The sequence below is a fragment of the Kitasatospora sp. NPDC054795 genome, assembly GCF_053611565.1.
Window position 1 is genome coordinate 28,275 of record NZ_JBSHAP010000061.1, and the last position, 25,075, is coordinate 53,349.

The 25,075-nt window shown below is 74.9% G+C and carries 24 protein-coding genes and 1 pseudogene; 8 read left to right on the forward strand and 17 right to left on the reverse strand.

From position 1 onward, the window contains the following. Positions 1–144: 144 nt before the first annotated feature. Positions 145–705, reverse strand: coding sequence for a TetR/AcrR family transcriptional regulator (locus tag ACWGJO_RS22360; protein ID WP_452186176.1), 561 nt, complete (start codon positions 703–705; stop codon positions 145–147). 125 nt (positions 706–830) lie between these two features. On the opposite strand from ACWGJO_RS22360, the gene ACWGJO_RS22365 reads away from it, so the two are divergent. Then, complete coding sequence (locus ACWGJO_RS22365; RefSeq protein ID WP_452186178.1) at positions 831–1,430, forward strand: DUF2867 domain-containing protein; 600 nt, start codon at positions 831–833, stop codon at positions 1,428–1,430. A 67-nt stretch (positions 1,431–1,497) separates the two neighbouring features. Here ACWGJO_RS22365 and ACWGJO_RS22370 read toward each other — a convergent pair whose 3' ends face one another. Together ACWGJO_RS22370 and ACWGJO_RS22375 are read right to left on the reverse strand one after the other, a co-directional pair. Continuing rightward, a complete protein-coding gene (locus tag ACWGJO_RS22370; protein WP_452186180.1) occupies positions 1,498–1,992 on the reverse strand; it encodes a hypothetical protein in 495 nt (164 codons plus the stop codon). Between the two features lie 42 nt (positions 1,993–2,034). Next, complete coding sequence (locus ACWGJO_RS22375) at positions 2,035–2,691, reverse strand: ArsR/SmtB family transcription factor (protein WP_359897566.1); 657 nt, start codon at positions 2,689–2,691, stop codon at positions 2,035–2,037. A gap of 157 nt (positions 2,692–2,848) precedes the next feature. Here ACWGJO_RS22375 and ACWGJO_RS22380 point away from each other — a divergent pair, with 157 nt between their 5' ends. The 4 genes from ACWGJO_RS22380 to mug all read left to right on the forward strand — a co-directional run bounded on the left by ACWGJO_RS22380 (position 2,849) and on the right by mug (position 7,731). Next, entirely contained in the window at positions 2,849–4,231 is a 1,383-nt protein-coding gene (locus tag ACWGJO_RS22380) for an MFS transporter (RefSeq protein WP_452186182.1), read from the forward strand. 426 nt (positions 4,232–4,657) lie between these two features. Next, a complete protein-coding gene (locus tag ACWGJO_RS22385; protein ID WP_452186184.1) occupies positions 4,658–5,821 on the forward strand; it encodes a M24 family metallopeptidase in 1,164 nt (387 codons plus the stop codon). 147 nt (positions 5,822–5,968) lie between these two features. Continuing rightward, positions 5,969–7,129 carry a phosphatase PAP2 family protein gene (locus ACWGJO_RS22390; protein WP_452186185.1) on the forward strand — a complete coding sequence of 387 codons (1,161 nt, stop codon included), beginning with the start codon at positions 5,969–5,971 and terminating at the stop codon, positions 7,127–7,129. Between the two features lie 14 nt (positions 7,130–7,143). Then, on the forward strand, positions 7,144–7,731 hold the full coding sequence (gene mug, locus ACWGJO_RS22395; protein ID WP_452186211.1) for a G/U mismatch-specific DNA glycosylase: 588 nt from the start codon (positions 7,144–7,146) through the stop codon (positions 7,729–7,731). A 47-nt stretch (positions 7,732–7,778) separates the two neighbouring features. On the opposite strand, the gene ACWGJO_RS22400 is transcribed toward mug, so the two are convergent. Continuing rightward, the gene (locus tag ACWGJO_RS22400; RefSeq protein WP_452186187.1) at positions 7,779–8,714 is read right to left on the reverse strand and encodes a LysR family transcriptional regulator; all 936 of its coding nucleotides are present in this window, start codon (positions 8,712–8,714) and stop codon (positions 7,779–7,781) included. Between the two features lie 135 nt (positions 8,715–8,849). On the opposite strand from ACWGJO_RS22400, the gene ACWGJO_RS22405 reads away from it, so the two are divergent. Next, positions 8,850–9,854, forward strand: a complete 1,005-nt coding sequence (locus tag ACWGJO_RS22405; RefSeq protein ID WP_452186189.1) for an NADP-dependent oxidoreductase — start codon at positions 8,850–8,852, stop codon at positions 9,852–9,854. A gap of 46 nt (positions 9,855–9,900) precedes the next feature. On the opposite strand, the gene ACWGJO_RS22410 is transcribed toward ACWGJO_RS22405, so the two are convergent. Continuing rightward, positions 9,901–10,911, reverse strand: a complete 1,011-nt coding sequence (locus tag ACWGJO_RS22410) for a sigma-70 family RNA polymerase sigma factor (protein WP_452186191.1) — start codon at positions 10,909–10,911, stop codon at positions 9,901–9,903. Positions 10,912–10,985: 74 nt separating this feature from the next. Between ACWGJO_RS22410 and ACWGJO_RS22415 the strand changes: the two genes are divergently transcribed. Then, a complete protein-coding gene (locus ACWGJO_RS22415) occupies positions 10,986–11,696 on the forward strand; it encodes an NAD(P)H-dependent oxidoreductase (protein ID WP_452186193.1) in 711 nt (236 codons plus the stop codon). Between the two features lie 19 nt (positions 11,697–11,715). On the opposite strand, the gene ACWGJO_RS22420 is transcribed toward ACWGJO_RS22415, so the two are convergent. The 3 genes from ACWGJO_RS22420 to ACWGJO_RS22430 all read right to left on the reverse strand — a co-directional run bounded on the left by ACWGJO_RS22420 (position 11,716) and on the right by ACWGJO_RS22430 (position 14,142). Beyond that, positions 11,716–12,672: a M48 family metalloprotease gene (locus ACWGJO_RS22420; protein ID WP_359897573.1), complete on the reverse strand. Its 957-nt coding sequence runs from the start codon at positions 12,670–12,672 to the stop codon at positions 11,716–11,718. A 3-nt stretch (positions 12,673–12,675) separates the two neighbouring features. Next, positions 12,676–13,101 (reverse strand): BlaI/MecI/CopY family transcriptional regulator, encoded by a 426-nt coding sequence (locus ACWGJO_RS22425; RefSeq protein ID WP_452186195.1) that lies wholly within the window; start codon positions 13,099–13,101, stop codon positions 12,676–12,678. A gap of 132 nt (positions 13,102–13,233) precedes the next feature. After that, on the reverse strand, positions 13,234–14,142 hold the full coding sequence (locus ACWGJO_RS22430) for a DMT family transporter (RefSeq protein ID WP_452186197.1): 909 nt from the start codon (positions 14,140–14,142) through the stop codon (positions 13,234–13,236). Between ACWGJO_RS22430 and ACWGJO_RS22435 the strand changes: the two genes are divergently transcribed. Beyond that, entirely contained in the window at positions 14,141–15,595 is a 1,455-nt protein-coding gene (locus ACWGJO_RS22435) for an aminotransferase-like domain-containing protein (protein WP_452186199.1), read from the forward strand. The genes ACWGJO_RS22430 and ACWGJO_RS22435 overlap by 2 nt on opposite strands. A 17-nt stretch (positions 15,596–15,612) precedes the next feature. On the opposite strand, the gene htpX is transcribed toward ACWGJO_RS22435, so the two are convergent. The 9 genes and pseudogenes from htpX to ACWGJO_RS22480 all read right to left on the reverse strand — a co-directional run. Next, on the reverse strand, positions 15,613–16,476 hold the full coding sequence (htpX, locus tag ACWGJO_RS22440) for a zinc metalloprotease HtpX (RefSeq protein ID WP_387686166.1): 864 nt from the start codon (positions 16,474–16,476) through the stop codon (positions 15,613–15,615). A gap of 188 nt (positions 16,477–16,664) precedes the next feature. After that, entirely contained in the window at positions 16,665–18,206 is a 1,542-nt protein-coding gene (locus ACWGJO_RS22445) for an NADH-quinone oxidoreductase subunit N (protein WP_452186200.1), read from the reverse strand. Between the two features lie 56 nt (positions 18,207–18,262). Beyond that, complete coding sequence (locus ACWGJO_RS22450) at positions 18,263–19,843, reverse strand: complex I subunit 4 family protein (RefSeq protein WP_452186202.1); 1,581 nt, start codon at positions 19,841–19,843, stop codon at positions 18,263–18,265. A gap of 53 nt (positions 19,844–19,896) precedes the next feature. Next, positions 19,897–21,951 carry an NADH-quinone oxidoreductase subunit 5 family protein gene (locus ACWGJO_RS22455; protein ID WP_452186204.1) on the reverse strand — a complete coding sequence of 685 codons (2,055 nt, stop codon included), beginning with the start codon at positions 21,949–21,951 and terminating at the stop codon, positions 19,897–19,899. Continuing rightward, positions 21,948–22,358 (reverse strand): NADH-quinone oxidoreductase subunit NuoK, encoded by a 411-nt coding sequence (nuoK, locus tag ACWGJO_RS22460; RefSeq protein ID WP_452186206.1) that lies wholly within the window; start codon positions 22,356–22,358, stop codon positions 21,948–21,950. Before nuoK ends, ACWGJO_RS22455 begins: the two co-directional genes overlap by 4 nt. Beyond that, positions 22,358–23,071, reverse strand: a complete 714-nt coding sequence (locus ACWGJO_RS22465) for an NADH-quinone oxidoreductase subunit J family protein (protein WP_452186208.1) — start codon at positions 23,069–23,071, stop codon at positions 22,358–22,360. The genes nuoK and ACWGJO_RS22465 overlap by 1 nt, the downstream gene beginning before the upstream one ends. Continuing rightward, positions 23,068–23,637: a NuoI/complex I 23 kDa subunit family protein gene (locus ACWGJO_RS22470; protein WP_359897583.1), complete on the reverse strand. Its 570-nt coding sequence runs from the start codon at positions 23,635–23,637 to the stop codon at positions 23,068–23,070. Before ACWGJO_RS22470 ends, ACWGJO_RS22465 begins: the two co-directional genes overlap by 4 nt. Continuing rightward, positions 23,634–24,593, reverse strand: coding sequence for an NADH-quinone oxidoreductase subunit NuoH (gene nuoH, locus ACWGJO_RS22475; protein WP_380356089.1), 960 nt, complete (start codon positions 24,591–24,593; stop codon positions 23,634–23,636). The genes ACWGJO_RS22470 and nuoH overlap by 4 nt, the downstream gene beginning before the upstream one ends. Continuing rightward, positions 24,590–25,075, reverse strand: a pseudogene (locus ACWGJO_RS22480) (NADH-quinone oxidoreductase subunit C); the annotation flags it as partial. The pseudogene ACWGJO_RS22480 and the gene nuoH, both read right to left, overlap by 4 nt.

Here is a 25,075-nt window from a genome sequence, read left to right on the forward strand (position 1 = left end):
TCCCACGAACACCCGCCCCCCCCCCGCCCGGGGGCGGGCGCCCCCCCCCCCCGGGGGGGGGGGGCCACCCCGGGGGGGCGGCGCACCGGAACTTCCTCGGTGCCGCGCCCCCGTTTTCCGTGCGCCACTGTCCGCAGGGGCGGCCTAGCGCAGGAGCCAATCGCGGGTCAGTTCCATCACCTCGGCGCGGCTGCGGCCCTCGTGGTCGACGGCGAGGAGGTGGTGGCCGATCCGGAGCGAGAAGCTGATCAGGCTGCGGACCTCGACGTCGTCCGGGTCGGGGCAGAACGACGCGTAGAGCGACCGCAGGTAGGCCATCCGGCGGTTGTCCACGCGGCGCAGGCGTTCGGCGACCGCTTCGTCGCGCCGTGCCCAGTCGCGGATCGCCAGGTCGACGGTGGTGCCGGTCACGGGCCCGTCGCCACTGGTGGCGGCGATCGCGAAGAGCCGCCCGAGCCGGGTCCGGGCATCGCCGCCCTCGTCCTCGACCTGGGTGATCACTCCCTCGGTGACCTCCCGCTCCCAGGTGTCGAGCATCTCGTCGAGCAGCGCGCCCCGGTTGCGGAAGTATCCGTAGAAGCCGCCCTTGGTGACGCCGAGCGCCTGGGCGAGCGGCTCGACGCGCACCGCCTCCGGGCCGCCGGCCGCGAGCACCCGCAGCCCCTCCTCGATCCACCGGGCGCGCGGCGTCCGCGTCACGCCCATGCCGGGCCCCTCGCCGCGTCTCGTTCCACTGTGTCGCTCCTCACGCTCACGCCCTTGCGTATACGCCACCGTATACGCGGGTCTAACCTGGATCTATACGGCACCGTACAGACAGGGGCACGCAGATGAGACTCCCCCGCACGGCACACACCTCCCGCCCGTGGCGGATCCACGAGATCGCCCCCGACTTCCGCCTGGAGGACGTGTGGGCCCTGCCGACCCCCGGCGGCCCCGACGACCTCGCCCGCCTGGTCGACCAGTTCGCCGGCGGCACCGGCGCCCCGATGTCCGCCTCCCCCGTCGTCCGCCTCCTCTTCGCGACCCGCTGGAAGCTCGGCGCCCTGCTCGGCTGGGACAAGCCCGACGCCGGCCTCGGCACTCGCGTCCCCACCCTCCGCGACCGCCTCCCCGCCGATCTCCGGGACGCCCCGCGCGGCCCCGACACCCGCTCCGCGCCGTTCCGCTCCGTCTACCTGCTCCACGACGAGTGGACCGCCGAGACGGCCAACCGCACCGTCCACGGCATCCTCCACCTCGGCTGGGTCGAGACCGCTCCCGGCAGCGGCGCGTACCGCGCCCAGATGGCCGTCCTGGTCAAGCCCAACGGGCTCCTCGGCCACCTCTACATGGCCGCCATCAAGCCCTTCCGTCACCTCGGCGTCTACCCGGCCCTGCTGCGCTCCATCGGCCGGCGCTGGCAGGCCGACTCGCCCACCTCGCGCTGACCGCACGGGACGGGCACAGCCCCGGGCACAAGCGCGGGCACGGGCACGGACGGCGGCGGCGGCGGGGTCAGTCGGCCGGCTCCGCCCAGCCGCCGGTGCTGCGGTGCCGGCCCAGGCCGACCGACTCGAACTCGTCCGCCCGGCCCTCCTCGGTACGGGCGCCGATCCGCCGCAGGGCGCGGGAGATCGGGGTGCCCTCGGCCGGTGCGGGCTCGAACTCACCGATGGTGAGCGGGCCGAGGGTGACCGCGCCGTCGACCCAGACGGCCGCGCGCTGGGTGCCGCCGCCGCCGAAGTACCGCGCCTCGACGCGGGCGATCGGCCCGGCCTTCGACCAGGCGGCCAGCCGGAGTTCGAAGCCGTCCGCGTGCCGGCCGGGCCCGGCCCCGCCGCCGGGCCTGCGCAGCACGCCGTCCCCCTGGAGCGCGGTGAGGACGGCGGAGGTGACCGGGATCAGGGCCAGCCCCTGCGCCAACGGCACCACCCGGGCCGCCGGAACCTCCGCCGCCGCGACCGTCAGCAGCTCCCGTGTTCCTATCAGCGCCTGGAGTTCGTAGGACATGCCGGACATGGTGTCCCACCGCACCGACAGACGACCCGGAATTTATGATTCCGTGCCCGGTCGGAGACCGTAGAGCAGGGTAAAGACGGTCACATCCAGCGCATCCTCGGCCGCACTCGGCCCTTCTTCGTTCAGTTCGTCGAAGATTTCGGCCAGTTGGGATCGCAGTCGGTCCAGTCGGTCCGGGCTGAGCCGCAGCGCGAAGTCCGCGAACAGTCCGGACGGCGGACCCGAACCACCGGGCGGCCGGCCGAAGTCCAGCCGGCCTTCGGCGATCCTGGCGCGGAAGTCGGACCGCACCCGGTCCATCGCGGCCACGACGGCCTCGTACGCCTCGGAGCGGGCCGGGGAGTCGGCGGTGAACATCTCCGGGGCCAGCCGGATCGCCCCCTGGGCGACCCGGTAGCGGCTCTCCACGATGCCCGAGACCAGCCGGGTGCCGGCCACCAGGACCAGCCCGGCCTTCTCCAACTGCTTGATGTGCCGGTAGAGCTTGGTCTGCGGCTCGTCGAGCGTGGCGGCGAGCTCCTTGGCCGTCAGCGGACGGTCCTCGGAGGACTGCAGCGCGCCGAGGATGGCCAGGCGCAGCGGGTCGGCCAGGGCCTTGAGCACCGCGACGTCGGACACCTGGCGTTCCTTGACCCAGGTGACGGGCTGCTGCTCGCCGCTGTCGGCGGCCTCCGGTGTGTGCTCGACCACGGGGCCACCCTTCCAGATCGGCCGCTCCGTTCGCAATCACGCCCCGGTGAGCGCTCACCACCGAGCCATCAATCACCCTTGCGAAACCAATGATGCCTACGACATCATTCATGCAGACGTGAATGGTTGCGGCAATCGCGAACGATGGGGGCGGGACATGACGGACCAACCGACGACGACAGCGGCGATGGAGCACCCCGGACCGGCCGACGCCCCGCCGTCCGCACCTTCGCCGTCCGCACCGCCGCCGCTCGTACCGCTGCGGCGCAACCTGCGGTTCCAGGCCCTCTGGGCCGGTCAGGCCTCCGCGACCCTCGGCATGGTGATCGGCGACACCGCCTTCCCCCTGCTGGTCCTCGCACTCACCGGCTCCTCCACCTCCGCCGGAGCCTTCGGCGCCGTGCAGATGGCCGCCACCCTGCTGCTGGGCGTCCACGGCGGCGTGGTGGCCGACCGGGTGAACCGCCGCCGGGTGCTGATCGCCGCCGACAGCGCCCGGCTGCTCGCCCTCGCCAGCGTCCCGGCGGCCCTGGCGTTCGGCCCGCCGAACCTGGTCCACCTGCTGCTGGTCGCCGCCGTGATCGGCGCGACGATCGCCTACGGCGGCCCGGTCCGGCTGCTCGCGCTGCGCTCGGTGGTCCCGCCGGAGCAGCTCTCCCAAGCCCTGGCCCAGGACGAGGCCCGAATGAGCGGAGCCTCGCTGGCGGGACCGCCACTGGCCGGGTTCCTGTTCGGGCTCGGCCACGCGGTCCCCTTCCTCGGCGCCGCGCTCGCCTCCCTGCTCGCGGTGACCGCCGCCGTCGCGGTGCGCTTCCCCAGCCCGCACGAGTCCGGGGATGCCGACCGGTCCACCGGGAACAGCGCCCTGGCGGGCTTCCGCGTCCTCGCCGCGTCCCCGCTGCTGCGGCCCGCTCTGGCCGTCCTGCTGGTGATCAATCTCGCCGGGACCGCCGTGCTGCTGCCCGTCATGGTGCTGCTGCGCGAGCACGGCACCAGCGGCACCGGGATCGGCCTGGCCCTGGCCGGCGAGGCGGTCGGGGCGCTGGCCGGCACCGCTCTGGTCGCCCGGCTGCACCGGCTGGCGGGCCCCGGCGTGCTGCTGCTGGCGGTGGCCTGGAGCGCCGTACCGGTCCCGCTGGCGCCGCTGCTGCCCGGCGGGGCGCCGACCGTCTTCGCCGCGCTGTTCGTGTTCGGCGCGGGCGTGCCGACCCTGCGGGTGATGCTCGACCTGCTGGTCTTCCGTCAGGTGCCGGACGCGCTGCGCGGCCGGGTGATCGCGGCGACCATGACGCTGCTCACCGCCGGCATGCCCGCCGGGAGCTTCGTCACCGGCCTGCTGCTGGACCGGTCCTCCCCCGCCACCGTGCTGGTCGGGATCAGCGCCCTGCTCGCCGCCGCCCTGCTGGCCGCGACCGCGAGCCGCACGCTGCGGCGCGCCGTGTGGCCCGCTGCCGAATCCGCCGGATCCACTGAATCCACCAAGTCCACCGAGTCCACCGAGTCCACCGAGTCGGCCAAGTCGGCCAACCGGCAGGACTGACGCCCCGGGTCGGCCGCCGCTCACCCGCACGGCCGTCCGCCGCATGCGGCGGGCCCGGCAACCGGGTGAACTGGCCGGGTACGGCCCTCCCCCGAGGGCTTCCCGGGGCGGGCCGCGGACCCACCGCGCCGGACCCTGCGCCGCCCGCGCGACCAGCGCGCGGCCCACGCGGCCCACGTCCTGCGCCACTGCGGCGCCGTACCGGAGGAGGACCGGAGGAGGAGGACCGGATGCGTTCCACGGACACGCCCCCGCCGGGCCCGCGCCCGCCCACGCCTCGCCCCGGTGCCGGAGTACCCGCCGGAGTACCCGCCGGAGCGCCCACCGGATCGCCGCCCGGAGAGCGATCCGCATCGCCGTCCGGATCGCGCCTGCCCCTCCCCGAGAGCTTCGCCAACTCGACGAGAAAGTGATGGAGTTGACGCGATGGAGTCCCAGCAGCGCCCGTCCGGCCCCCGAGGAGGAACCGCCGTGCCCCGCCCCTTCACCGTCGAGGACCACACCGCCCGGATGTCCCGCGCCACCGCCGAGGCGACCGCCGCCGGTCTGGCCGGCCTGGTCGTCGCGCCCGGTCCCGATCTGGCCTACCTGTGCGGCTACTCGCCCACCGCGATCACCGAGCGGCTGACCGCCCTCGTCCTCACCGCCGGAAGCGAACCCGCTCTGGTGGTGCCCAAGTTGGAGCGCCCGGATGCCGAGAAGGCGGTCGGCGCCCCGGCCGTCGGACTGCTCGGCTGGTCCGACGGCGAGGACCCGTTCGCCACCGTCGGCCCGCTGCTCCACCCGGCCGGACGGTACGGCGTCTCCGACAGCACCTGGGCGCTGCACCTGCTCGGCTTCCAGGCCGCGCTGCCCGGCGTCTCCTTCGTCTCGCTCACCGACTGCCTGCCGATGCTGCGCGCCGTCAAGGACACCGAGGAGCTGGACCGCCTGGCCGCCGCCGGCGGCGCGGCGGACGCCGCCTACCGGGGCATCCTGGAGGTCGAGTTCGCCGGCCGCCGGGAGACCGACGTGGCCGCCGACCTCGGCGCGCTGCTCATCCAGTACGGGCACAGCCAGGTCGACTTCACCGTGGTCGGCTCGGGGCCGAACGGCGCCAACCCGCACCACGAGGCCGGTGACCGGGTCATCCGTACGGGTGACACCGTGGTGCTGGACTTCGGTGGCCTCAAGGACGGCTACGGTTCCGACACCACCCGGACGGTGCACGTCGGGGCGGACGTCCCGGACGAGGTGCGCAAGGTGCACGAGCTGGTCCGACTGGCCCAGCAGACCGCCTTCGAGGCGGTGCGCCCCGGGATAGCCTGCCAGGAGATCGACCGGATCGCCCGCCGGGTGATCACCGAGGGCGGGTACGGCGAGTACTTCATCCACCGCACCGGCCACGGCATCGGCACCACCACGCACGAACCTCCGTACCTGGTCGAGGGCGAGGAACGGCCGCTGGTGCCGGGCATGTGCTTCTCGATCGAGCCGGGGATCTACCTGCCCGGCCGGTTCGGGGTGCGGATCGAGGACATCGTGACCGTCACCCCGGCCGGCGGCCGACGCTTCAACAACACCCCGCACGAGCTGGGCATCGTGGCCTGACCCGCGCCTGACCGTGCGTCGAACCACCTGTCGAACCAACAGTCGAATTCACCTGTCGAACCGGGTGTCGACCGGATCGGACGTTCTTACGATCCAGTCATATTTCACCCAGAGTCCTCCAAGTTTGGGTTGCTAGTTTCGGTGCGCATGACCAAGACCCTCCCCCCGGCCCCGCACGACGCGCGGGCCGGGCGGCCACGCCCGGTGCCTCCGCCCCGCCCACGCGTGACGGGCTGGTCGAGACTCCGGTGGCTGGCCTGGCCGCTCTACCTGACGTGCCTCCTCTGGTTCCTGAGCACCGAGGGCATCCCCGCGGCCAACGACGTGCTGTTCCTCTGGCTCATCGCCGCCCTGCTGACCGCCGCCGTGCACAGCGGGCACGGCCCCCGCGGCTTCCTCCTGGTCCTGCGCGACTGGGTCCCGGTGATGGCCGTGGTGTGGGCGTACTCGCTGCTGCGCGGCTACGGCGCCCACACCCCGTGGGCCCCGCACTGGCTGCCGCAGCTGCGCTTCGACGAGGTGCTCGGCCTCGGCGAGACCTGGACCGTCCGGCTCCAGCACGCGCTCTACACCGCCGGCTCACCGCATTGGTACGACTACGCCGCGGTGGCCGTCTACCTCTCGCACTTCTTCGTGGTCTTCCTGCTGCTCGCGGTGCTCTGGCGGCGCGCGCACCACCGCTTCCGGCAACTGCTCGCCGCCTACCTGACGCTCACTTTCGCCGGCTTCGCCACCTACCTCCTCTACCCGGCCGACCCGCCGTGGCTGGTCTCCCAGGAGGGCAACCTGCCGCACCTGTCCCGGGTGGTCTGGGAAGTGATCTCGGTGAGCGGGCTGCCGCAGGCCGACTCCCTGCTGGAGAACGGCAGTCAGTTCGCCAACGACGTCGCCGCGATGCCCTCGCTGCACTCCGCCTACCCGGCGATGCTGCTGTTCTTCTTCTGGCCCACCGCCAACCGCTGGCTGCGGGCCGTGCTGGTCGCCTATCCGCTCGCGATGACCTTCACCCTGGTCTACGGCGCGGAGCACTTCATCATCGACGTCTTCGTCGGCTGGGCCTACGCAGCCGTGGTGGTGTTCGGCCTGCGCCGGCTGCGCAACCGCCGGGCGGCCGCCGCGACTTCGGGGCCGGCCCAAACCCAAGCCCAAGCCCCGGCCCCGGGCCCGGGCCCGGGCCCGGGCCCGGCGGAGGACACGGCCGAGCGCGCGGCCGAGCAGATCGCCAGGGACACCGCCGAGCGCACGGCGAAGGAGGCCAAGGACGCGGCGAGGGCCGCGGCCAAGGGCACGGCAGACTTGGCCGGGTGAATCCGAGCGCACCGATGAAGCCCACCGCCGAGCAACTGCTGGCCGCCAAGGACACCACCATCCCGGATGTCTCCGGTCCCGGGCTGCGGGTGCTGTTCTGCGGCATCAACCCGGGCCTGTGGTCCGGCGCCACCGGCCACCACTTCGCCCGCCCGGGCAACCGCTTCTGGCCGGCCCTGCACCGCTCCGGTTTCACCGGGCGCCAGTACCGCCCGGACGAGCAGCGGGAGTTGCTCGCACTCGGCCTGGGCATCACCAACGTCGCCCCGCGCACCACCGCCAAGGCGGACGAGCTGACCGCCGAGGAGCTGCGCGAGGGCGGCGCCGCGCTGCGCGCACGGGTGCTGCGGCTGCGCCCGCGCGTCCTGGCCGTGCTCGGCATCGGCGCCTACCGGACGGCCTTCGGGCAGCGCCGGGCCGTGCCGGGGCGGCAACCGGAGGGCATCGGCGGCACCGAGGTGTGGGTGCTGCCGAACCCCAGCGGCCTCAACGCCCACTACACCCTGGACGGGCTGGCCGAGGAGTTCCGCAGGCTCCGGGAGGCCGTCGAGGACCGGCCCGTCGAGGACCCTGCCGCCGGGAACCGGTCCATGGAGGCCTGAGCCCGCGGGGCTCGGGCCTCCATGGACCGGGCCCGCGGGGCCCGGCCCTACGGGGCTTGAACCGTCGCGGACCGGCCGGCCGGGGGCCGGGCCGCCGACAGCCCGGCCGGCAGCGGCAGTTCGCGCAGCTCGCGGATCAGCGCCCGGACGGCGGCCGTCCCGGCCAGCTCGGGCGTGGTGACGTACCCGACCGAGCGGCTGGGCGGCCGCGGCCCGAGGTCGGTGACGGCGAGGCCGACCGGGGCGCCGAGCAGGGCGGTCCGGGGCATGATCGCCATGCCTAGGCCCTGGGCGACCAGCGAGAGGGCCACCGTGTCGTCCTCCACGTCCACGGTCGCGGGCGGGATCCAGTCCTGCCGCTGCCACCAGTCCCGGGTGTACGAGCCGCAGTTCTCGTCCCAGTCGACCAGCGGGAGCTCGCGCGGCGCCGGGTGGCCGTGCGGGTGCGCGAGCGCGTACGACTCCTCGTACAGCCGCACCGCGACCAGACCCGGGGCGGGTGGCGGGCCGCCCGCGTCGAGCGTCGCCAGCCCGAGGTCGGCGCGACCGTCGGCGACCTCCCCGGCGGTGCCGCGGCCGAGCTCCCGGACGATCCGGACGTGGGTGCCAAGGCCGGGGTGGCGCTCGGCCAGCCGGGCCAGGACGGGCGGCAGCAGGTGGGCGGCGGCACTGCGGAAGGCGGCGATCCGCAGGGTTCCGGTCAGCGGCCCGTCCGCTCCCGCGCCGCGCACCTCGGGGCCCATCGCGTCCAGCAGCCGCAGGATCCGGCGGGCGTACGCCACCGCTCGCGCGCCGCTCTCGGTGGGGCGCGCGCCATGGCGCCCGCGGTCGAAGAGCACCGTGCCGAGCTTCCGTTCGCAGGCGCGGACGGCGTGCGAGACGGCGGACTGGGTACTGCCCAGGCGTGCGGCGGCCGCCGTGAAGCTCCGCTCCTCCTCGACGGCGACCAGGGTCCGCAGCTCGTGCGGGGCGAGATCGGTCATGCGGCCGAACCTATCCCGCGATCCATCGATCCTGCTCATGGATGCCGCCGTTCCATCGACCGGCGCCCCTGCCCGGCGGCTCCCGCGCTTCCTACGGTGATCACGTCCGTCCGTCCTCACCCGTCCGGAGCCCCGATGTCCCGCCCCACCACCCGCGCCGTCCACCTGGTCTCCCGCCCCGACGGGGCGCCGACCGCCGCGAACTTCGCCTTCGTCGAGGAGACCGTCCCGGCCCTCGCTGCGGGCGAGGCCCTGGTCGAGAACCTCTACCAGTCCGTCGACCCGTACATGCGCGAGGAGATGGAGGAGGGCGGCTGGGAGCTGCATGCCCCGCTGGAGGGCCGCGCCCTCGGCCGGGTGGTGAAGTCCCGGGCCGACGCCCTGCCGGTCGGGGCACTGGTCCAGCACCGCCAGGCCTGGCGCGCCCACGCGGTGGTCACCGCCGAACGGGCGAGCCTGCTGCCCGATCTCGCCGGCGTCCCGCTCAGCTCCCACCTGTCGGTGCTCGGCGGCACCGGCCTGTCCGCCTGGGTCGCGCTGACCAGGATCGCCCGGCTCCAGCCCGGCGAGACGCTCTTCGTCTCGGCGGCCGCCGGCGGCGTCGGCACCGCCGCCGGGCAGCTCGCCCGGCTGCTCGGCGCCGGACGGATCGTCGGCAGCACCGGCTCCGCCGCCAAGGCCGCCCGCCTCACCGAGCGGCTCGGCTTCGACGCCGCCTTCGACTACCACGACGGCCCGATCGCGGACCGCCTGCGCGAGGCCGCCCCCGAGGGGCTGCACGCCTACCTGGACAACGTCGGCGGCGACCACCTGGAGGCCGCCATCGGCGCCCTGCGCGAGCACGGCCGGATCGCCTGGTGCGGCGCGGTCGCCCAGTACAACCGGCTCGGGAATCCGCCGGCCGCCCCGCGCAACCTGTTCGACGTGGTCGGGAAGAGCCTGCGGCTGGAGGGCTTCCTGGTCCGCGACCACCTCGACGCCCGGCCGGAACTGTACGACTTCCTGGTCCCGCACCTGCGCTCGGGCGCCGTCGTCCCGGACGAGACCGTCGTGGACGGCTTCGACCGGGTGGTGGACGCCTTCCTCGGCATGCTGCGCGGCGCCAACACCGGCAAGATGCTGGTCCGGATCGCCCACTGACCCGGCGCCGACGCGCCCACCGTGCGGGACTCGCCCGGGCGAGGGCTCACTCCGGCAGGACGGCCAGGTCGAGCGCGGCCAGCCGGACCGGGTCCGCCACCACCTCGTAGCCGGCCACCCGGCCGTCCGCGACCGCCACCCGCAGCACCAGCCGCAGCCGCCCGTCCGGGGCGATCAGGATGCCGGGCGCCCCGTCCACCAGGGCCACCGCGCCGTAGCGGGCCCGGCGGCCGAAGACCGTGGTCTCCCGGGCGACGGCCCGCGCGCCCCGGGCCACCAGGCCGCGGCCGGGCCCCAGCGCCGCCGGATCGGCCCGGCGCACCACGTCGGGAGCCAGCACGGCCAGCAGGTCGGCCAGGTCCCCGCCCCGGGCGGCGGCCAGGAAGGCCTCCACCACCCGCCGGTGCCCGGCCAGCGGCTCCGGGGGCAGCGCGGCCGTCCCGCGGACCCGCTGCCGGGCCCGGCTGGCCAGCTTCTTGGCGGCCACCGGGGTCCGTCCGAGGATCGGCCCGATCTGGTCGAAGGGCACCGCGAAGCCGTCGTGCAGCACGAAGGCGACCCGCTCGGCCGGGCCCAGCCGGTCCAGCACCACGAGCAGCGCCCGGCCCACCGACTCGACCAGCAGCGCCTCCCGCTCCGGCTCCGGGCCGCCGCCCGAGCCGTCCGGCAGCGCCTCGTCGGTCGGCTCCTCGCGGCGCGCGGCACGGGCCCGCAGCAGGTCCAGGCAGATCCGGGAGACCACCGTGGTCAGCCAGCCGGGCAGGTTGCCGATCTCCGCCGGATCGGTGCGGGCCAGCCGCAGCCAGGCCTCCTGCACGGCGTCCTCGGCCTCGCCGGTCGAGCCGAGCATCCGCTGGGCGATCGCCCGCAGCCGGCCGCGCTCGGCCTCGAAGCGCTCGGCGTTCACGCGGTCGGCGTCCGAGTACACGGCGTTCACCCGCACGGTGTCCGAGCGCACGGCCTCGAAGCGCTCGGCCTCCGGGCGTCCCGCCCCCGAGGCCGCTCCCCCGCTCCGCGCCCGCCCGTCCGCCGCCCCCGGCATCGCGTTCCGGTCCATCGGTCACCTTTCCTCGGCGCAGCTCGTCACCGCTTTGACGATCCGTCCCCCTCCGAGGTGACCAGGAGACCGCCATGACCTCCACCACGCTGCTCCACCTGGATTCCAGCATCAGCCCGTCCGGTTCGGTGAGCCACGCCCTGACCGCCCGCTTCGCCGACGCCTGGCGCGCCCGCCACGGCGCCGGCGTCCAGCACCGGCACCGCGACCTCGCCGCCGACCCGGTCCCCCCGGTGCGCGCCGCCTACGACGCCCTCGGCCGCCGCACCGAGCGCAAGGGGGTGCTCCCGCTGGACGACATCGGCCGCCTCGCCGAGGGGCCGGACGAGGCGCGGGAGTGGGCGCTCAGCCGCCCGCTGATCGAGGAGCTGCGGGCCGCCGACGTCCTGCTGGTCGGCAGCCCGATGTACAACTACACCGTCTCGGCCGGCCTCAAATCGTGGATCGACCGGGTCACCTTCCCCGGCGTCCACCACGATCCGGAGACCGGCGAGCCGCTGCTGCGCGACACCCGCGTGGTGGTCGTCGCCGTCCGCGGCGGCGGCTACGGGCCGGGCACGCCACGTGCCCACTGCGACTTCCAGGTCCCGTACCTGCGGGCGTACTTCGACCGGATCGGGGTCGCGGCGGAGCACCTGCACGTGGTCACCGCCGAGCTCACCCGGGCCGCGGACATCCCGGCGCTGAACGCCTTCCAGCCGCTCGCCGCCGAATCCCTGGCGGCGGCCGAGGCCGCCGTCGACGAGCTGGCCGCGACACTCTGGAGTCCCGCCGCAGCGGGGTGACGCTCCGGAGCCCCGCCGGCTACAGCGGGGTGACGGCCTTGAGCACCACCAGCAGGGCCACGGCGGCGTTGAGCGCGCACAGCGCCGACGCCGCCGTACCGATCGCCGCGACCATCGCCGCCAGGCCCGCCGGGGTCTTCGCCGGCGGCCAGTTGCGGGAGGTCGGCACCGGGCCGAGCAGTGCGGCGACCCGGCGCGGCACCGGGCCGGCCGCCGCGGCCGGGGCGGCGAAGGCCGCGAAGCCGGGGGCCGGGGCGGCGTGCGAGACCAGGGCCGCCCGGGCCACCGCACGCGCGGTGATCCGGCGGTCCCCCACGGCCTGCGCCGAGTCCTCGTCCGCCCACCGCTCCGCGCTGTACGCCACCGCGTCCTGCAGCGGCCGCAGGAACGGGTTGACGCAGGCGGCGAGCTGGGTGGTCAGCAGGTACCGGTGGTGGCGGTGGCGCAGGTGCGCCCGCTCGTGGGCGAGCAGCGCCTCGCGCTCGTCGGCGGCCAGGCCGGCCAGCATCCCGGTGGAGACCACGACCCGGCCGGGCGAGCCGGGCAGCGCGTAGGCGTACGGGCTCCGGTCCGGCAGCACCGCGAGGTCTCCGGCCGGTCCCGGCCCGACGGGCAGCCCGCTCAGCGCCCGGCGGGCCCGGGCCCGCACCCGCAGGTGCCGCACGACCGTCCGGGCGCAGGCGAGGACCACCAGGGCCAGCAGCCACATCGCGGCCGTGCCGACCGTCTCGTGGTACGGCAGCGCGGCCCGCACCTCCGGGTCGGACCAGCTGTCCGGCAGCGGGTTGCCGGGGATCTGCGCGGTGCCCACCACGCCGATCAGCCCGAGGCAGAGCGCGCTGCACACCGCCATCACCGCGCTGATCACGGTCATCAGCCGGGCCGCGCCGCGCGGGTGCAGGTGCTGTTCGGTCAGGCGCGCGATCGGGACCGCGGTGAGCGGCAGGACGAGCGGGAGGAAGACGAAGAGGCCCACGGGTCAGCTCTCACGGTCGGGCACTGCCGGGTCGGCGGACGCGGCGTCCAGCAGCGCCCGGAGCAGTTCCTCGTCGTGCGGCAGCAGCGCGCTGACGAAACTGGCCAGGACGGCGTCCCGGTCCGCCTCCCCGTCGAGCATCCGGCGCATCCGCAGCGCGGCCAGCCCGGCGGCGTCCGAGGAGGCCTGCCACAGGTAGGAACGGCCGGAGCGGGTCCTGGTCACGGCGCTCTTGGCGTGCAGCCGGGACAGGATGGTCATCACCGTGGTGTAGGCCAGGTCGCCCTCCAGGCGTTCCTGGACCCATCCCGCGGCGGCCGGGCCGGGCGCCTGCTGGAGCAGCGCGAGCACCTGCGCCTCCAGCTCGCCCTGCCCGCGGCGCCGGGTCGGCGCGTCCCCGGCCGCCGGGGCGTGCCTCTCGTCTGCCATGACGGCCCACTCCCTCCGGATGCCTCGCCCGGACCGACGGGCACGGGTTCATCCTAACGAGCAAGGGGCCGCGCCGAACCGGTCGGAGTGGGGGTTCGGGGACGTACGGCGCAGCCCTGCGGCGCCCGCGGGTCAGGTCCGGGCCCGCTGGGTCACCGCGATGCAGACCAGCACCACCACCGCGGTGACGGGCGCCGCGGCCGGCAGCCGCTCGCCGAGCAGCAGCACGGACCAGACCAGTGTCAGCAGCGGCTGCGCGAGCTGGAGCTGGCTGGCCCTCGGCACCCCGATCGCGGCCATCCCCCGGTACCAGAGCACGAACCCGCCGAGCTGCGAGACCGCCGCCGTGTAGGCCAGCCCGACCAGGGCCTGCGCCCCGAACCGCACCGGCTCGGCGCCCAGCCCGAGCGCCGCGGTCAGCAGCGTCGCGGGCAGGGCGGCGACCACCGCCCAGGCGATCACCTGGGCGCCCGGCAGGTCCCGGGAGAGCCGCCCGCCCTCGGCGTACCCGGCGGCGCAGAGCAGTACCGCCGCGAACAGGTAGAGGTCGGCGACGGTCGGCCGGCCGTGGCTCTGCACCAGGGTGAAGGCGAGCACGGCGGCGGCCCCGGCGAGCGCCGCCGCCCAGAACGCCCCGGACGGCCGGCGTCCGGTGCGCAGCGCCGCGACCGTCGCCGTGGCCAGCGGCAGCACGCCGATGACCACCGCCGAGTGGGCGGTCGAGGAGGTGCGCAGGGCGAGCGTGGTCAGCAGCGGGAAGCCGAGGACGCAGCCGCCGGAGACGACCAGCAGTCCGGGCCAGTGCCGCCGCTGCGGCAGTGGGGCGCGGACGGCCGCCAGGTGGAGGAGGGCCAGCAGACCGGCGAGGGCGCCGCGCAGGCCGGTCGCGGACCACGGGCCGAAGCCGGTCAGGGACCACGCGGTGGCTGGGAAGGAGAGCGAGAAGGAGGCCACGGCGAGGGCCGCGAGGGCGGTGCCGGAAGCGGGGGCCTGGCGAGGTGCTACCGCCCCGAGCCGGGTAGCGCTATCTTGTGCCGTCATGAACGAGCGTAGCAGTGTGACCGAACTCGCCGACATCCTGCGGCGGGAGGTCGAGCGCTACCCGGAGGGACGGAAGCTGCCCTCCAGCCGGGCGCTGGTGGACCGTCACCAGGTCAGCCCGGTGACGGTCTCCCGGGCCATCGCGGTACTGGTGGCCGAGGGGCTGGTGGTCTCCCGGCCCGGCGCCGGGGTGTTCCGGGCGGCGGCCTTCGCCGCGGCCCCGGCCGTCCCCGCCGCACCGTCCGGCCGCACCGGCGACCTCTCCTGGCAGCAGATCGCGCTCAGCGCCGACTCCGGCCCGCGCGACCTGCTCGCCGCCCCCGTGTTCGCCACCCTCCGGGTGCCCCCGCCCGACGTCGTCGACCTCAACAGCGGCTACCCGCACGCCTCGCTGCTGCCCGAGCGGCTGCTCGCCGCCGCGCTCGCCCGGGCCGGCCGGCGACCGGGCGCCTGGGACCGCCCGCCCACCGACGGCCTCACCGAACTGCGCGGCTGGTTCGCCCGGGACATCGGCGGCCACGGCGGGCCGATCGGCGTCGGGGACGTCCTGATCACCTCCGGCGGGCAGAGCGGGCTGACCGTCGCCATGCGGGCGCTCGCCGCGCCCGGCTCGCCGGTGCTGGTGGAGTCGCCGACGTACGCGGGCATCCTGGCGGTCGTCCGGGCGGCCGGACTGCGGCCCGTCCCGGTCCCGGTCGACGCCGACGGCCTGCGCACCGACCTGCTGGCGGACGCCTTCGCGGCCACCCGGGCACGGGTCCTCGTCTGCCAGCCGCTGTTCCAGAACCCCACCGGGGCGGTGCTGTCGCCCGAACGGCGGGAGGAGGTGCTGCGGATCGCCCGGGCCGCCGGGGCCTTCGTGGTCGAGGACGACTTCGCCCGGCTGCTGGTCCACGCGGACGCCCCCGCGCTGCCGCGCCCGCTCGCCGCCGACGACCGGGACGGGGTCGTGGTGCACCTGCGCTCACTGACCAAGGCGGCCTCCCCCAACCTGCGGGTCGGCGCCCTCACCGCGCGCGGACCGGCGCTGGTCCGGCTGCGGGCCACCCAGGTGGTGGACAGCTTCTTCGTGCCCCGACCGCTCCAGGAGGCCACCCTGGAACTGGTCGCCGACCCCGCCTGGGCCCGTCACCTGCGCACCCTCGGCGCCGAACTGCGCGACCGCCGCACCGCCGCCGTCGCCGCCCTGCACCGCGAGCTGCCCGGCGTCCTCGGCACCCACCGCCCCGGCGGCTACCACCTGTGGCTGCGCTTCCCGGACGGCGTCGACGACACCGCCCTCGCCGCGGCCGCGCTGCGCGCCGGCGTCCAGGTCTCCCCCGGCCGCCCCTACCACCCCGCCGAACCCCCGGCCCCCCACCTGCGCCTCAGCTACGCCGCGGCCGAGAGCCCCGCCCAGGTCGCCGAGGGCGTCCACCGCCTGCGGCTCGCGTACGAGGAGGAGACGGGCTGACCCCGGACGGCGGTGCGCTACCGCCCGTGGCCCGCCATCCGCTCCAGGCGGGCGACCCGCTCGGCCATCGGCGGGTGGGTGGAGAAGAGCTTCGCGCCGGCCTCGCCGGGACGGAAGGGGCTGGCGATCATCATGTGGCTCGCGGTCTGGAGCTGCGGCTCGGGCGGGAGCGGCAGCCGGCGGGTGCCGGCGTCCAGCTTCCGCAGGGCGCTCGCGAGGGCGAGCGGGTCGCCGGTGATCCGGGCGCCGTCGGCGTCGGCCTGGTACTCGCGGGAGCGGCTGACCGCCATCTGGATCAGTCCGGCCGCGAGCGGGCCGAGGATCATGATGGCGAGCATCCCGAACAGCCCCGGGCCGTCGTCGTCCTCGCTGCGCCCGAACGGGATCAGCCACGCGAAGTTGACCAGGAACATCACCACCGAGGCGAGCGCCCCGGCCACCGAGGAGATCAGGATGTCCCGGTTGTAAACGTGGCTCAGCTCGTGCCCGAGCACGCCCCGCAGCTCGCGTTCGTCCAGGATCCGCAGGATGCCCTCGGTGCAGCAGACCGCCGCGTTGCGCGGGTTGCGGCCGGTGGCGAAGGCGTTGGGCGCGGGGGTCGGGGAGATGTAGAGGCGGGGCATCGGCTGGCGGGCGGCGGTGGAGAGCTCGCGGACGATCCGGTACAGCTGGGGCGCCTCGAACTCGCTGACCGGCCGGGCCCGCATGGCCCGCAGCGCGAGCTTGTCGCTGTTCCAGTACGCGTAGGCGTTGGTCCCCAGGGCGACCAGCAGGGCGATCACGAAGCCGGTGCGGCCGAAGAGGCTTCCGATCACCAGGATCAGCGCCGAGAGGCCGCCGAGCAGGACGGCGGTCCTCAGTCCGTTGTGCCGACTGTGCACGTCAGGCCCTCCAGTGGTGCGGTGGGGAAGCCCTTTCTGCCTCGTCCCTCGTGCCCGGTCAACGGGCGGGGCCGAGGGCCTTGTTCCCTTGTGACCCGACACGGTGACCGACGCGACACCGCAGCGCCGCACCACCGGCACCGCCGCGACGGCCCCGGGCCGCACCACCGGCGCGGTCCGGCGCCCGCTCAGAACAGCGAGCCGCCCGCCACCTGGAGGACCAGCTGCGGCGCCACCGAGAGGACCACGGCGGCCGAGGCGGTGAGCCCCAGCGTCGCGGTGAGGCCCACCGGCAGACGGCGCCCGGCGGCGGCCTCCCCGAGGGGCTCGTCCCCCGGGGCGAACAGCCGGGCCGTCCACAGCAGGTAGTAGTACAGAGCGATGACCACGTTGACGGCCATCACCACGGCGAGCCAGCCCAGCCCGGCGTCGACCGCCGCGCGGAACACCACGACCTTGCCGAACAGGCCGATCACGCCCGGCGGCAGCCCGGCCAGGCAGAGCAGGAAGAAGGCGAGCGCCAGCGCCGTCCAGCGGTTGCGGGCGAACAGGCCGCGGAAGTCGTCCACGCTGGTCCCGGGCCGGCGGCCGACGGCGGCGACCACCCCGAAGGCGCCGAGGTTCACCACGCCGTAGATCAGCGCGTACGCGGCGGTGGCACCGAGCGGGTCGGCGCCGGTCGGCGCGTAGCCGGCCGCGGCGAGCGGCACCAGCAGGTACCCGGCCTGGCCGACCGAGGACCAGGCGAGCAGCCGCACCGCGCTGTACCGGGTGTCGAAGCGCTGGCGCAGCGCGCCGACGTTGCCGGCGGTCATGGTGACGGCGGCCAGCACCGCGAGCACCAGGCCCCAGGTGTGGGCGTACGGGCGGAAGGCGACGGTGGTGGCCAGCGCCAGCCCGGACAGGCCGGCCGCCTTGCCGACCACCGAGAGGTAGCCGGCCACCGGCAGCGGCGCGCCGGTGTAGGTGTCGGGCACCCAGAAGTGGAACGGGACGGCGGCGACCTTGAAGGCGAAGCCGACCAGGGTCAGCACCGCGCCCGCCTCGGCCAGCGGCCTGAGCTGCCCGGGCGCGTGCTCCAGGCCCTGGGCGACGGCGCCGAGGTGCAGGCTGCCGCTCGCCGCGTAGACGAAGCCGACCCCGAGCAGCATCACGGCGGTCGCGGTCACCGAGGAGACGAAGAACTTGAAGGCGGCCTCGGCGCCCCGGCCGTCCCGGCGCAGCGCGACCAGGGCGAAGGCGGGCAGCGAGGCGACCTCCAGGGCGATCACCATGGTGGCGAGGTCGCGGGAGGCGGGCAGCAGCGCGGCGCCGGTGGCGCTGGAGAGCAGCAGGAACCAGTACTCGCCGCGCGGCAGCCGCTCGTCCTCCACCGTGTGCGCCGACAGCAGCGCCGCGATCAGCGCGCCGCCGAGGGCGAGCAGCTGGAACACCAGCGCGAAGTGGTCGGCGACGTACGAGCAGCCGCCGTTGTCGGACCCCCCTGCTACGTTCTGCACACAGAAGGTCGCTCGGGGTGATCCACCGGTGAGGGGGAGGAGTGCGATGAGGGCGAGGGCGAGTCCGGCCGCGGTGAGGCGGCCGAGCCACTTCTTGTGCCGCTCGGGCAGGAACAGGTCCGTGAGCAGCACGGCGAGGGCGGCCACGGCGGCGATCAGCGGCGGTGCGATCGCCACCCAGTCCACGGACTGGATCAGGCTGCCCGGGTTGGCTACGGCGAGGGAGGTCACAGTGTGCTGCCCCGTGGAGTGAGGTCCGAGTGCGGCGGTCTGGGCTGCGAGCACGGTCAGCCACCCCCGAGGAGGTGCTTGACGGCGGGATCGGAGAGGCCGAGCAGCAGCGCGGGCCAGAGGCCGGCGAGCAGCGTCAGCGCGGCCAGCGGCGTCCAGCTGACGGCCTCGTACGGGCGCAGCTCGGCGACCTCGGCCACCGGTGCGGGCTGCTCGGGGTCCCCCATGCAGACGCGCTTGACCACGATCAGGAGGTACGCGGCGGTGAGGAGGGTGCCGAGGCCGGCCAGGACCATGTAGGTGACGAACGCGGGGCGCGACAGGCCGTCGGCCGGGTCGAACGCGCCGAACATGGCGAGCAGCTCGCCCCAGAAGCCGGCCAGGCCGGGCAGGCCGAGGCTGGCGACGGCGGCGAAGGCGAGCAGCACGCCCAGTCGCGGCGCCCGGCCGTACAGGGCGGCGCCGGTGGCCCCGGCGAGGGTGTCGAGGTCGGCCGTGCCGTAGCGGTCCTTGAGCGCGCCGACGACGAAGAACAGCAGGCCGGTGATCAGACCGTGGGCGATGTTGGCGAACAGCGCGCCGTTGACGCCCACCGGGGTGAGGGAGGCGATGCCGAGCAGCACGAAGCCCATGTGGCCGACGGAGGAGTACGCGATCAGGCGCTTGAGGTCGCCCTTGGCGCCGGGGCGGGAGAGCGCCAGGCAGGCCAGGGAGCCGTAGACGATGCCGACGGCCGCGAAGGCACCCAGGTAGGGGGCCAGCGTGGTGGCGCCGTCCGGCACGACCGGGAGGAGGACGCGGACCAGACCGTAGGTGCCCATCTTCAGCAGCACGCCGGCGAGCAGCACCGAGCCCACCGTCGGGGCGGCGGTGTGGGCGTCCGGGAGCCAGCTGTGCAGCGGCCAGGCCGGGGCCTTGACCGCGAGCCCGACCAGGATCGCGAGCGCGGCGACCACCTGGGTGGTGTGGCTCAGGCCGCTGCCGTGCGCGGCGGCCAGGGCCTGCATGTCGAAGGTGCCGGCCTTGCTGCCGATCAGCAGGAAGCCGAGCAGCATCACGGCCGAGCCGAGCAGCGTGTAGAGGATGAACCGGTTGGCCGCCGGCACCTTCGCGCCGCTCCCCCAGCGGGCGATCAGGAAGTACATCGGGATCAGCACGATCTCGAAGGCCAGGAAGAAGAGCAGGAGGTCCAGCACCGCGAAGGTGGCGAGCATGCCGACTTCGAGCAGGAGGAACAGCCCGACGAAGGCCTGCGCCGACGGACGTGGCTCATCAGGGGCTCCGCCCCGGGTGTCCCCGCCCGGCAGCCGCTTCTCCGAGTAGAGCGCGCAGAGAAAGGTGAGCAGTGCGGTCAGCACGATCAACGGCAGCGAGACGCCGTCCACCCCGAGGTGGAGGCGCACGTGCAGGGCCGGGATCCAGGACACGTCGGTGGTGGCCTGCATCCGGGCGGGCTCGTCCTGGTCGAAGCCGGCCGCGAGGACGACGGTGAGCAGGAACACCGCGCCGGTGACGACGGTGTTCAGCCGCAGTGCCCGCCGGCCGGCCACGGCCCGGTCCGGCCCGAACACCGGCGCCAGGGTGAGTGCGGCGCCGAGCAGCGGCAGCACCAGGAGGGCGATGAGGACTGCGTTCATCGGGGGCTCCCAGCAGCGGTCGAGGGGACGGAGGTGGAGAACAGCAGCACCGGCTACACCGCCACCAGGACGGCCAGCAGGACGACGGCGGCCAGCAGGGCGCTGAGGTAGGTCTGCGCGTTTCCGGTCTGCGCGAGCCGGACGGCCCGGCCGAGCAGGTCGGCGCCGATGCCGCTGCCCTGCACGTAGCCCTCGACGACCTCGCGGTCGAGGAATCGGACCAGCTTGGCGGCGGCGACCACCGGGCGGACGAACAGCGCCCGGTACAGCCGGTCGACGCCGAAGCCGTGCCGGGCCGGGCCGAACAGCGGGCCGAGCAGGGTGCGCCCGGGGTCGGCGACGATCACCTCGGTGGCCGGGGCCCCGCCCTGCCCGGGCACCCGGCCGGCCGGTGCCGGGCGGCCGGTGCCCAGCCGGGCGGCCGCCGAGCGCCAGGCGCCGTACGCGGCGAGCGCGCCGACCACGGCGAGCCCGGTGCCGGTGACGGCGGTGACGGCGGAGGGCCGCAGCGAGCCGCCGTCCAGGAGCGCGGGCAGCCAGTCCGAGCGCAGGCCGGCGACGCCGAAGCCCATGGTCGGCACGGCCAGCACCCACAGCGGCCAGCGCATCGCGGGCGGCTCGGCCGTGGCCGGGTCGGCCTCGTCGAGCTCGGGCGAGTACGGCGCGCCGGCCTCGTGGTCGGCCACGACGGTGCCCCGGTCGGCGGCGGGCAGCACCTTCGGTGCGGCCGCGGCGGCCCCGGCCGGGCTGTGGAACGCGACCAGGAACAGCCGGGCCGCGTACGCGGCGGTGAGCAGCGCGGTGAGTCCGGCGGAGATCAGCACGATCCACCCGGCCGCCTGCGGCACCGCCGAGGCCGGGCCGAGGCCGTTGGTCAGCGCCTCGCCGTTGGCGGCGTGCTCGGCGGCGGTGAGCACCGCCTCCTTGCTGAAGAAGCCGGAGAACGGCGGCAGCCCGATCAGGGCGACGAGCGCGATGCCCATCGTCCAGTAGGCGTCGGGGACGCGTTTGCGCAGCCCGGGGATGCGGGACATCGCGGAGATCGAGTTGGTGTGCGCGGCGTGGATCACCACACCGGCGGCCAGGAACAGCAGCGCCTTGAACGCGCCGTGGCTGACCAGGTGGAAGACCGAGGCCTCGCGGTCACCGGAGGCCAGCGCGCCGGCCATGTAGCCGAGCTGGCCGACGGTGGAGTAGGCGAGCACCCGTTTGAGGTCGTCCTGGGCGAGCGCGCAGAGCGCCGAGCCGATCATCGTCACGGCGGCCATCACCGCGAGCACGACCAGCGCCGCGCCCGACAGCAGGAAGACCGGCAGCAGCCGGGCGACCAGGTAGATGCCGGCCGCGACCATGGTGGCGGCGTGGATCAGCGCGGAGACCGGGGTCGGGCCGGCCATCGCGTCCGGGAGCCAGGTGTGCAGCGGGAACTGCGCGCTCTTGCCGGCCACGCCGGCGAGCAGCAGCAGGGCGGTCAGCGTCGGGTGCCCGAGCCTGCCCTCCGACGCGGCCGCCAGCACGTCCGGGATGCGGAAGCTGCCGGCGTCCGCGCCGAGCAGGAAGATCCCGAACAGGAACGGCACGTCACCGAGCTTGGTGACCAGGAAGGCCTTCAGCGAGGCCGAGCGGGCGTCCGCCGTCTCCCAGTGGTGGCCGATCAGGAAGTACGAGCACAGGCCCATGACCTCCCAGCCGACCAGCAGCACGATCAGGTCGCCCGAGTAGACCACCAGGAACATCGCCGCGGTGAACAGCGAGACCAGCGCCGCGTAGGACGGGTAGCGCGGGTCCTCCTTGAGGTACGCGGTCGAGTAGACCTGGACGCAGGTGGCGACCAGTCCGACCAGTACCGAGATCAGCGAGCTGTAGCCGTCCAGGTGGAGGGCGAGGGCGATGTCCGGGCCGCCGGTCGGGGTGAGCCGGGTGGCGGCGTCCAGGGTCTGGCCGGTGCCCAGCTGGAGGGCGACCACCAGGGCGAGCACCGCCGAGACGGCGACCGGGACGACGGCCAGCGGCCGGGCCAGCCCGGGCGCCTTCCGGCCGACGGCCAGCGTCGCGGCGGCGCCGAGCGCGGGCAGCGCCGGGACGAGTACGGGAAGGGCGAGGTTCATGCGGCGGCCCGGCCCTTCAGTGCGTCGGCTCCGACCGGCGCCCCGGCGTCGACCGGCGTCTCGGCGTCGACCGGCGTCTCCTCGACGGCGAGCGCCTCGGCCGGGTCACCGAGCGCGGTGGCCCGGTCGATGTCCGCGGTGCCCCGGGCCCGGAACAGCAGCAGGACGATGGCGAGCCCCAGTCCGATCTCGGCGGCGGCGACGGTGATGGTGAACAGGGTGAGCGCCTGCCCGGCGTGCAGCGAGTCGCGCAGCCAGGCATCGAAGGCGACCAGGTTGAGGTTGACGGCGTTGAGCATCAGCTCGACGGACATCAGCACCAGGACGGCGTTGCGCCGGGCGAGCACGCCGTACACGCCGACGCTGAACAGCAGCGCGGCGAGGACGGCGGGGTAGGCGAGGTGCATCAGCCCTCCTGCTCAGAGGTCGACTGCTCGGAGGCCGCCTGCTCGGAGGCCGTCGGAGCCGGCTTCGGCGCGGTCGCGGCGACCGTCCCGTTGGACCCGACCGGCCGCCCGGCGCGCAGCCGGCCCGCCCGGGGCGCCGGCACCCGCCGCTTGGAGCCGCGCGACAGCACGATCGCGCCGACCAGCGCCGCCAGCAGCAGCACGGACAGCGCCTCGAAGGGCAGCACCCAGTGCCGGAACAGGCTGGCGCCGGTGACGGCGGCCGAGCCGCCGCCCTGCCCGAGGTCGATCCAGGAGGTCCGGAAGGCGTCGACGACCAGCGTGACCAGGGTCCCGGCCGCGGCCAGCGCCACGACCAGGGCCACCCAGCGGTTCTTGGAGTCGGCGTCCGGCGAGCGCCCGATCGGCGCCTTGGTGAGCATCAGCCCGAACAGCACCAGGACGACCACCGAGCCGAGGTAGATCAGCACCTGCACCCAGGCGATGAACTCGGCCGTGAGCAGCAGGAACTCCACCGCCAGCCCGCCGAGCGCGACCACCAGCCAGAGCGCGGCGTGCACCAGCTGCCTGGTGGTCACCGAGACCACGGCCGAGCCGAGCACGGCGATGCCGACCAGCAGGAAGACGATCTCCTGGCCGGTCGGGGACAGGAACGAACGGGCGGCCGGCTCCAGGGAGCCGGTCGCCGCGAGAAGCGTGGTGGCACCGGTCACGCGTCGTCACCCTTCTCGTCGGTGGCCGATTGCGCGGCCGCCGCGGCGGCCGCGGCCAGCTTGTCCGCCGCCTTGCGCGCGGTGGCGATCTCCTTGGGCTCCTCGGCCGCCGGGTCCAGCGCCGGAGGCGCGGGGACGGTCCACATCCACTCGCGGAGCTTGTCCCGCTCGTGGGTCAGCTCGTGGATGTCGGTCTCCGCGTACTCGAACTCCGGCGACCAGAACAGCGCGTCGAAGGGACAGACCTCGATGCAGATCCCGCAGTACATGCAGAGCGAGAAGTCGATGGCGAAGCGGTCCAGCACGTTGCGGGTGCGGGCCCGGGCGTTCGGCTCGGCGGCCGGCAGCGTCTCCTTGTGGGAGTCGATGTAGATGCACCAGTCCGGGCACTCGCGCGCGCAGAGCATGCACACCGTGCAGTTCTCCTCCAGCAGCGCGATGACGCCGCGCGAGCGCGGCGGCAGCACCGGCTGCACGTCGGGGTACTGCGCGGTGACGCTCTTCCTCGTCATCGTCCGCAGCGTCACGGCCAAGCCCTTGGCGAGGCCGATACCGGGGAAGCTCATGAGATCGCCACCTTGATGATGCCGGTGAGGGCCAGCTGGACCAGCGCGAGCGGGATCAGCACCGTCCACGCGAAGCGCATCAGCTGGTCCTCGCGCAGACGCGGGTAGGTGACCCGCAGCCAGATGACCACGAAGGCCAGCGCGAAGGTCTTGAGGATCATCCAGAGCCAGCCGAGCTGGTCCGGCAGCGGTCCGTGCCAGCCGCCCAGGAAGAGCACCGCGGTCAGCGCGGACACCACCAGGATGCCCACGTACTCGGACAGCAGGAACAGGGCGAACCGCAGACCGGTGTACTCGGTGTACGCGCCGAAGATGATCTCCGAGTCGGCGATCGGCATGTCGAAGGGCGGGCGCTGGAGCTCGGCCAGACCGGCCGTGAAGAAGACGAACGCGCCGATGACCTGCCAGGGCAGCCAGTACCACTCCCAGGCGTCCACGATCCCGGGCAGCGACAGCGTGCCGGCGGCCATCGCCACCGAAGCCGCCGCCAGCACCATCGGCAGCTCGTACGACATCAGCTGCGCGGCCGTGCGCAGGCCTCCGAGCAGCGAGAACTTGTTCGCCGAGGCCCAGCCGGCCATCAGCTTGCCGATCACGCCGACGCCCATCACGGCCAGCACGAAGAACAGGCCCGCGTCGATCGCCTGGCCGACGAAGCCGTTCGGGCCGACCGGGATCGCCAGCAGCACGAAGAGGTACGGCAGCAGCGAGACGGCGGGCGCCAGCTGGAAGATCCGGCGGTCCGCCCCGGCCGGGACGATGTCCTCCTTCTGCGCGAACTTCACGCCGTCCGCGACGAGCTGCGCCCAGCCGTGGAAGCCACCCGCGTACATCGGGCCGAGCCGGCCCTGCATGTGCGCCATGACCTTGTGCTCGGTCTGGCCGATGACCAGCGGGAAGACCAGGAAGACGACGAGGGTGGCGACGCAGCGCAGCACCGTGTCGAGCAGGTTCACGCGCCGTCTCCGTCCTGGTCGGCCGCTCCGGCCGAGGTCTCGTCCTTCTGCTCGCCCGGTTCGCCGGTTTCGCCCGGCTTCTCGCCCGAGGGCTTCTCGTCGTGGGCGGGCACCGGGTTGTGCCAGGGCGCGTCGGAGGACCGGGGCCGTACGGGAGCCGAGGGCTCGGCCGTCGGTTCGCCGGCCGTCCGACCGGCCGACCCCTCGGACACCGACCGGGTCCGCCGCGGCCGGTCCGCCCGCACCGGCGGGGCGCCCTCGGCGGCGGGAGCGGCGGAATCGGCAGCAGCAGCGGCGGGAGCCGCAGGAGCATCGGGAGTGGCGGCGGCATCGGCGCCCGCCTGGCTCGCCGACCCCTCGGACACCGACCGGGTCCGCCGCGGCCGGTCCGCCCGCACCGGCGGGGCGCCCTCGGCGGCGGCAGCGGCAGCAGCAGCACCGGCAGCGGCAGCGGCGGCACCGCCGGCCGCGCCCGCCCGGGG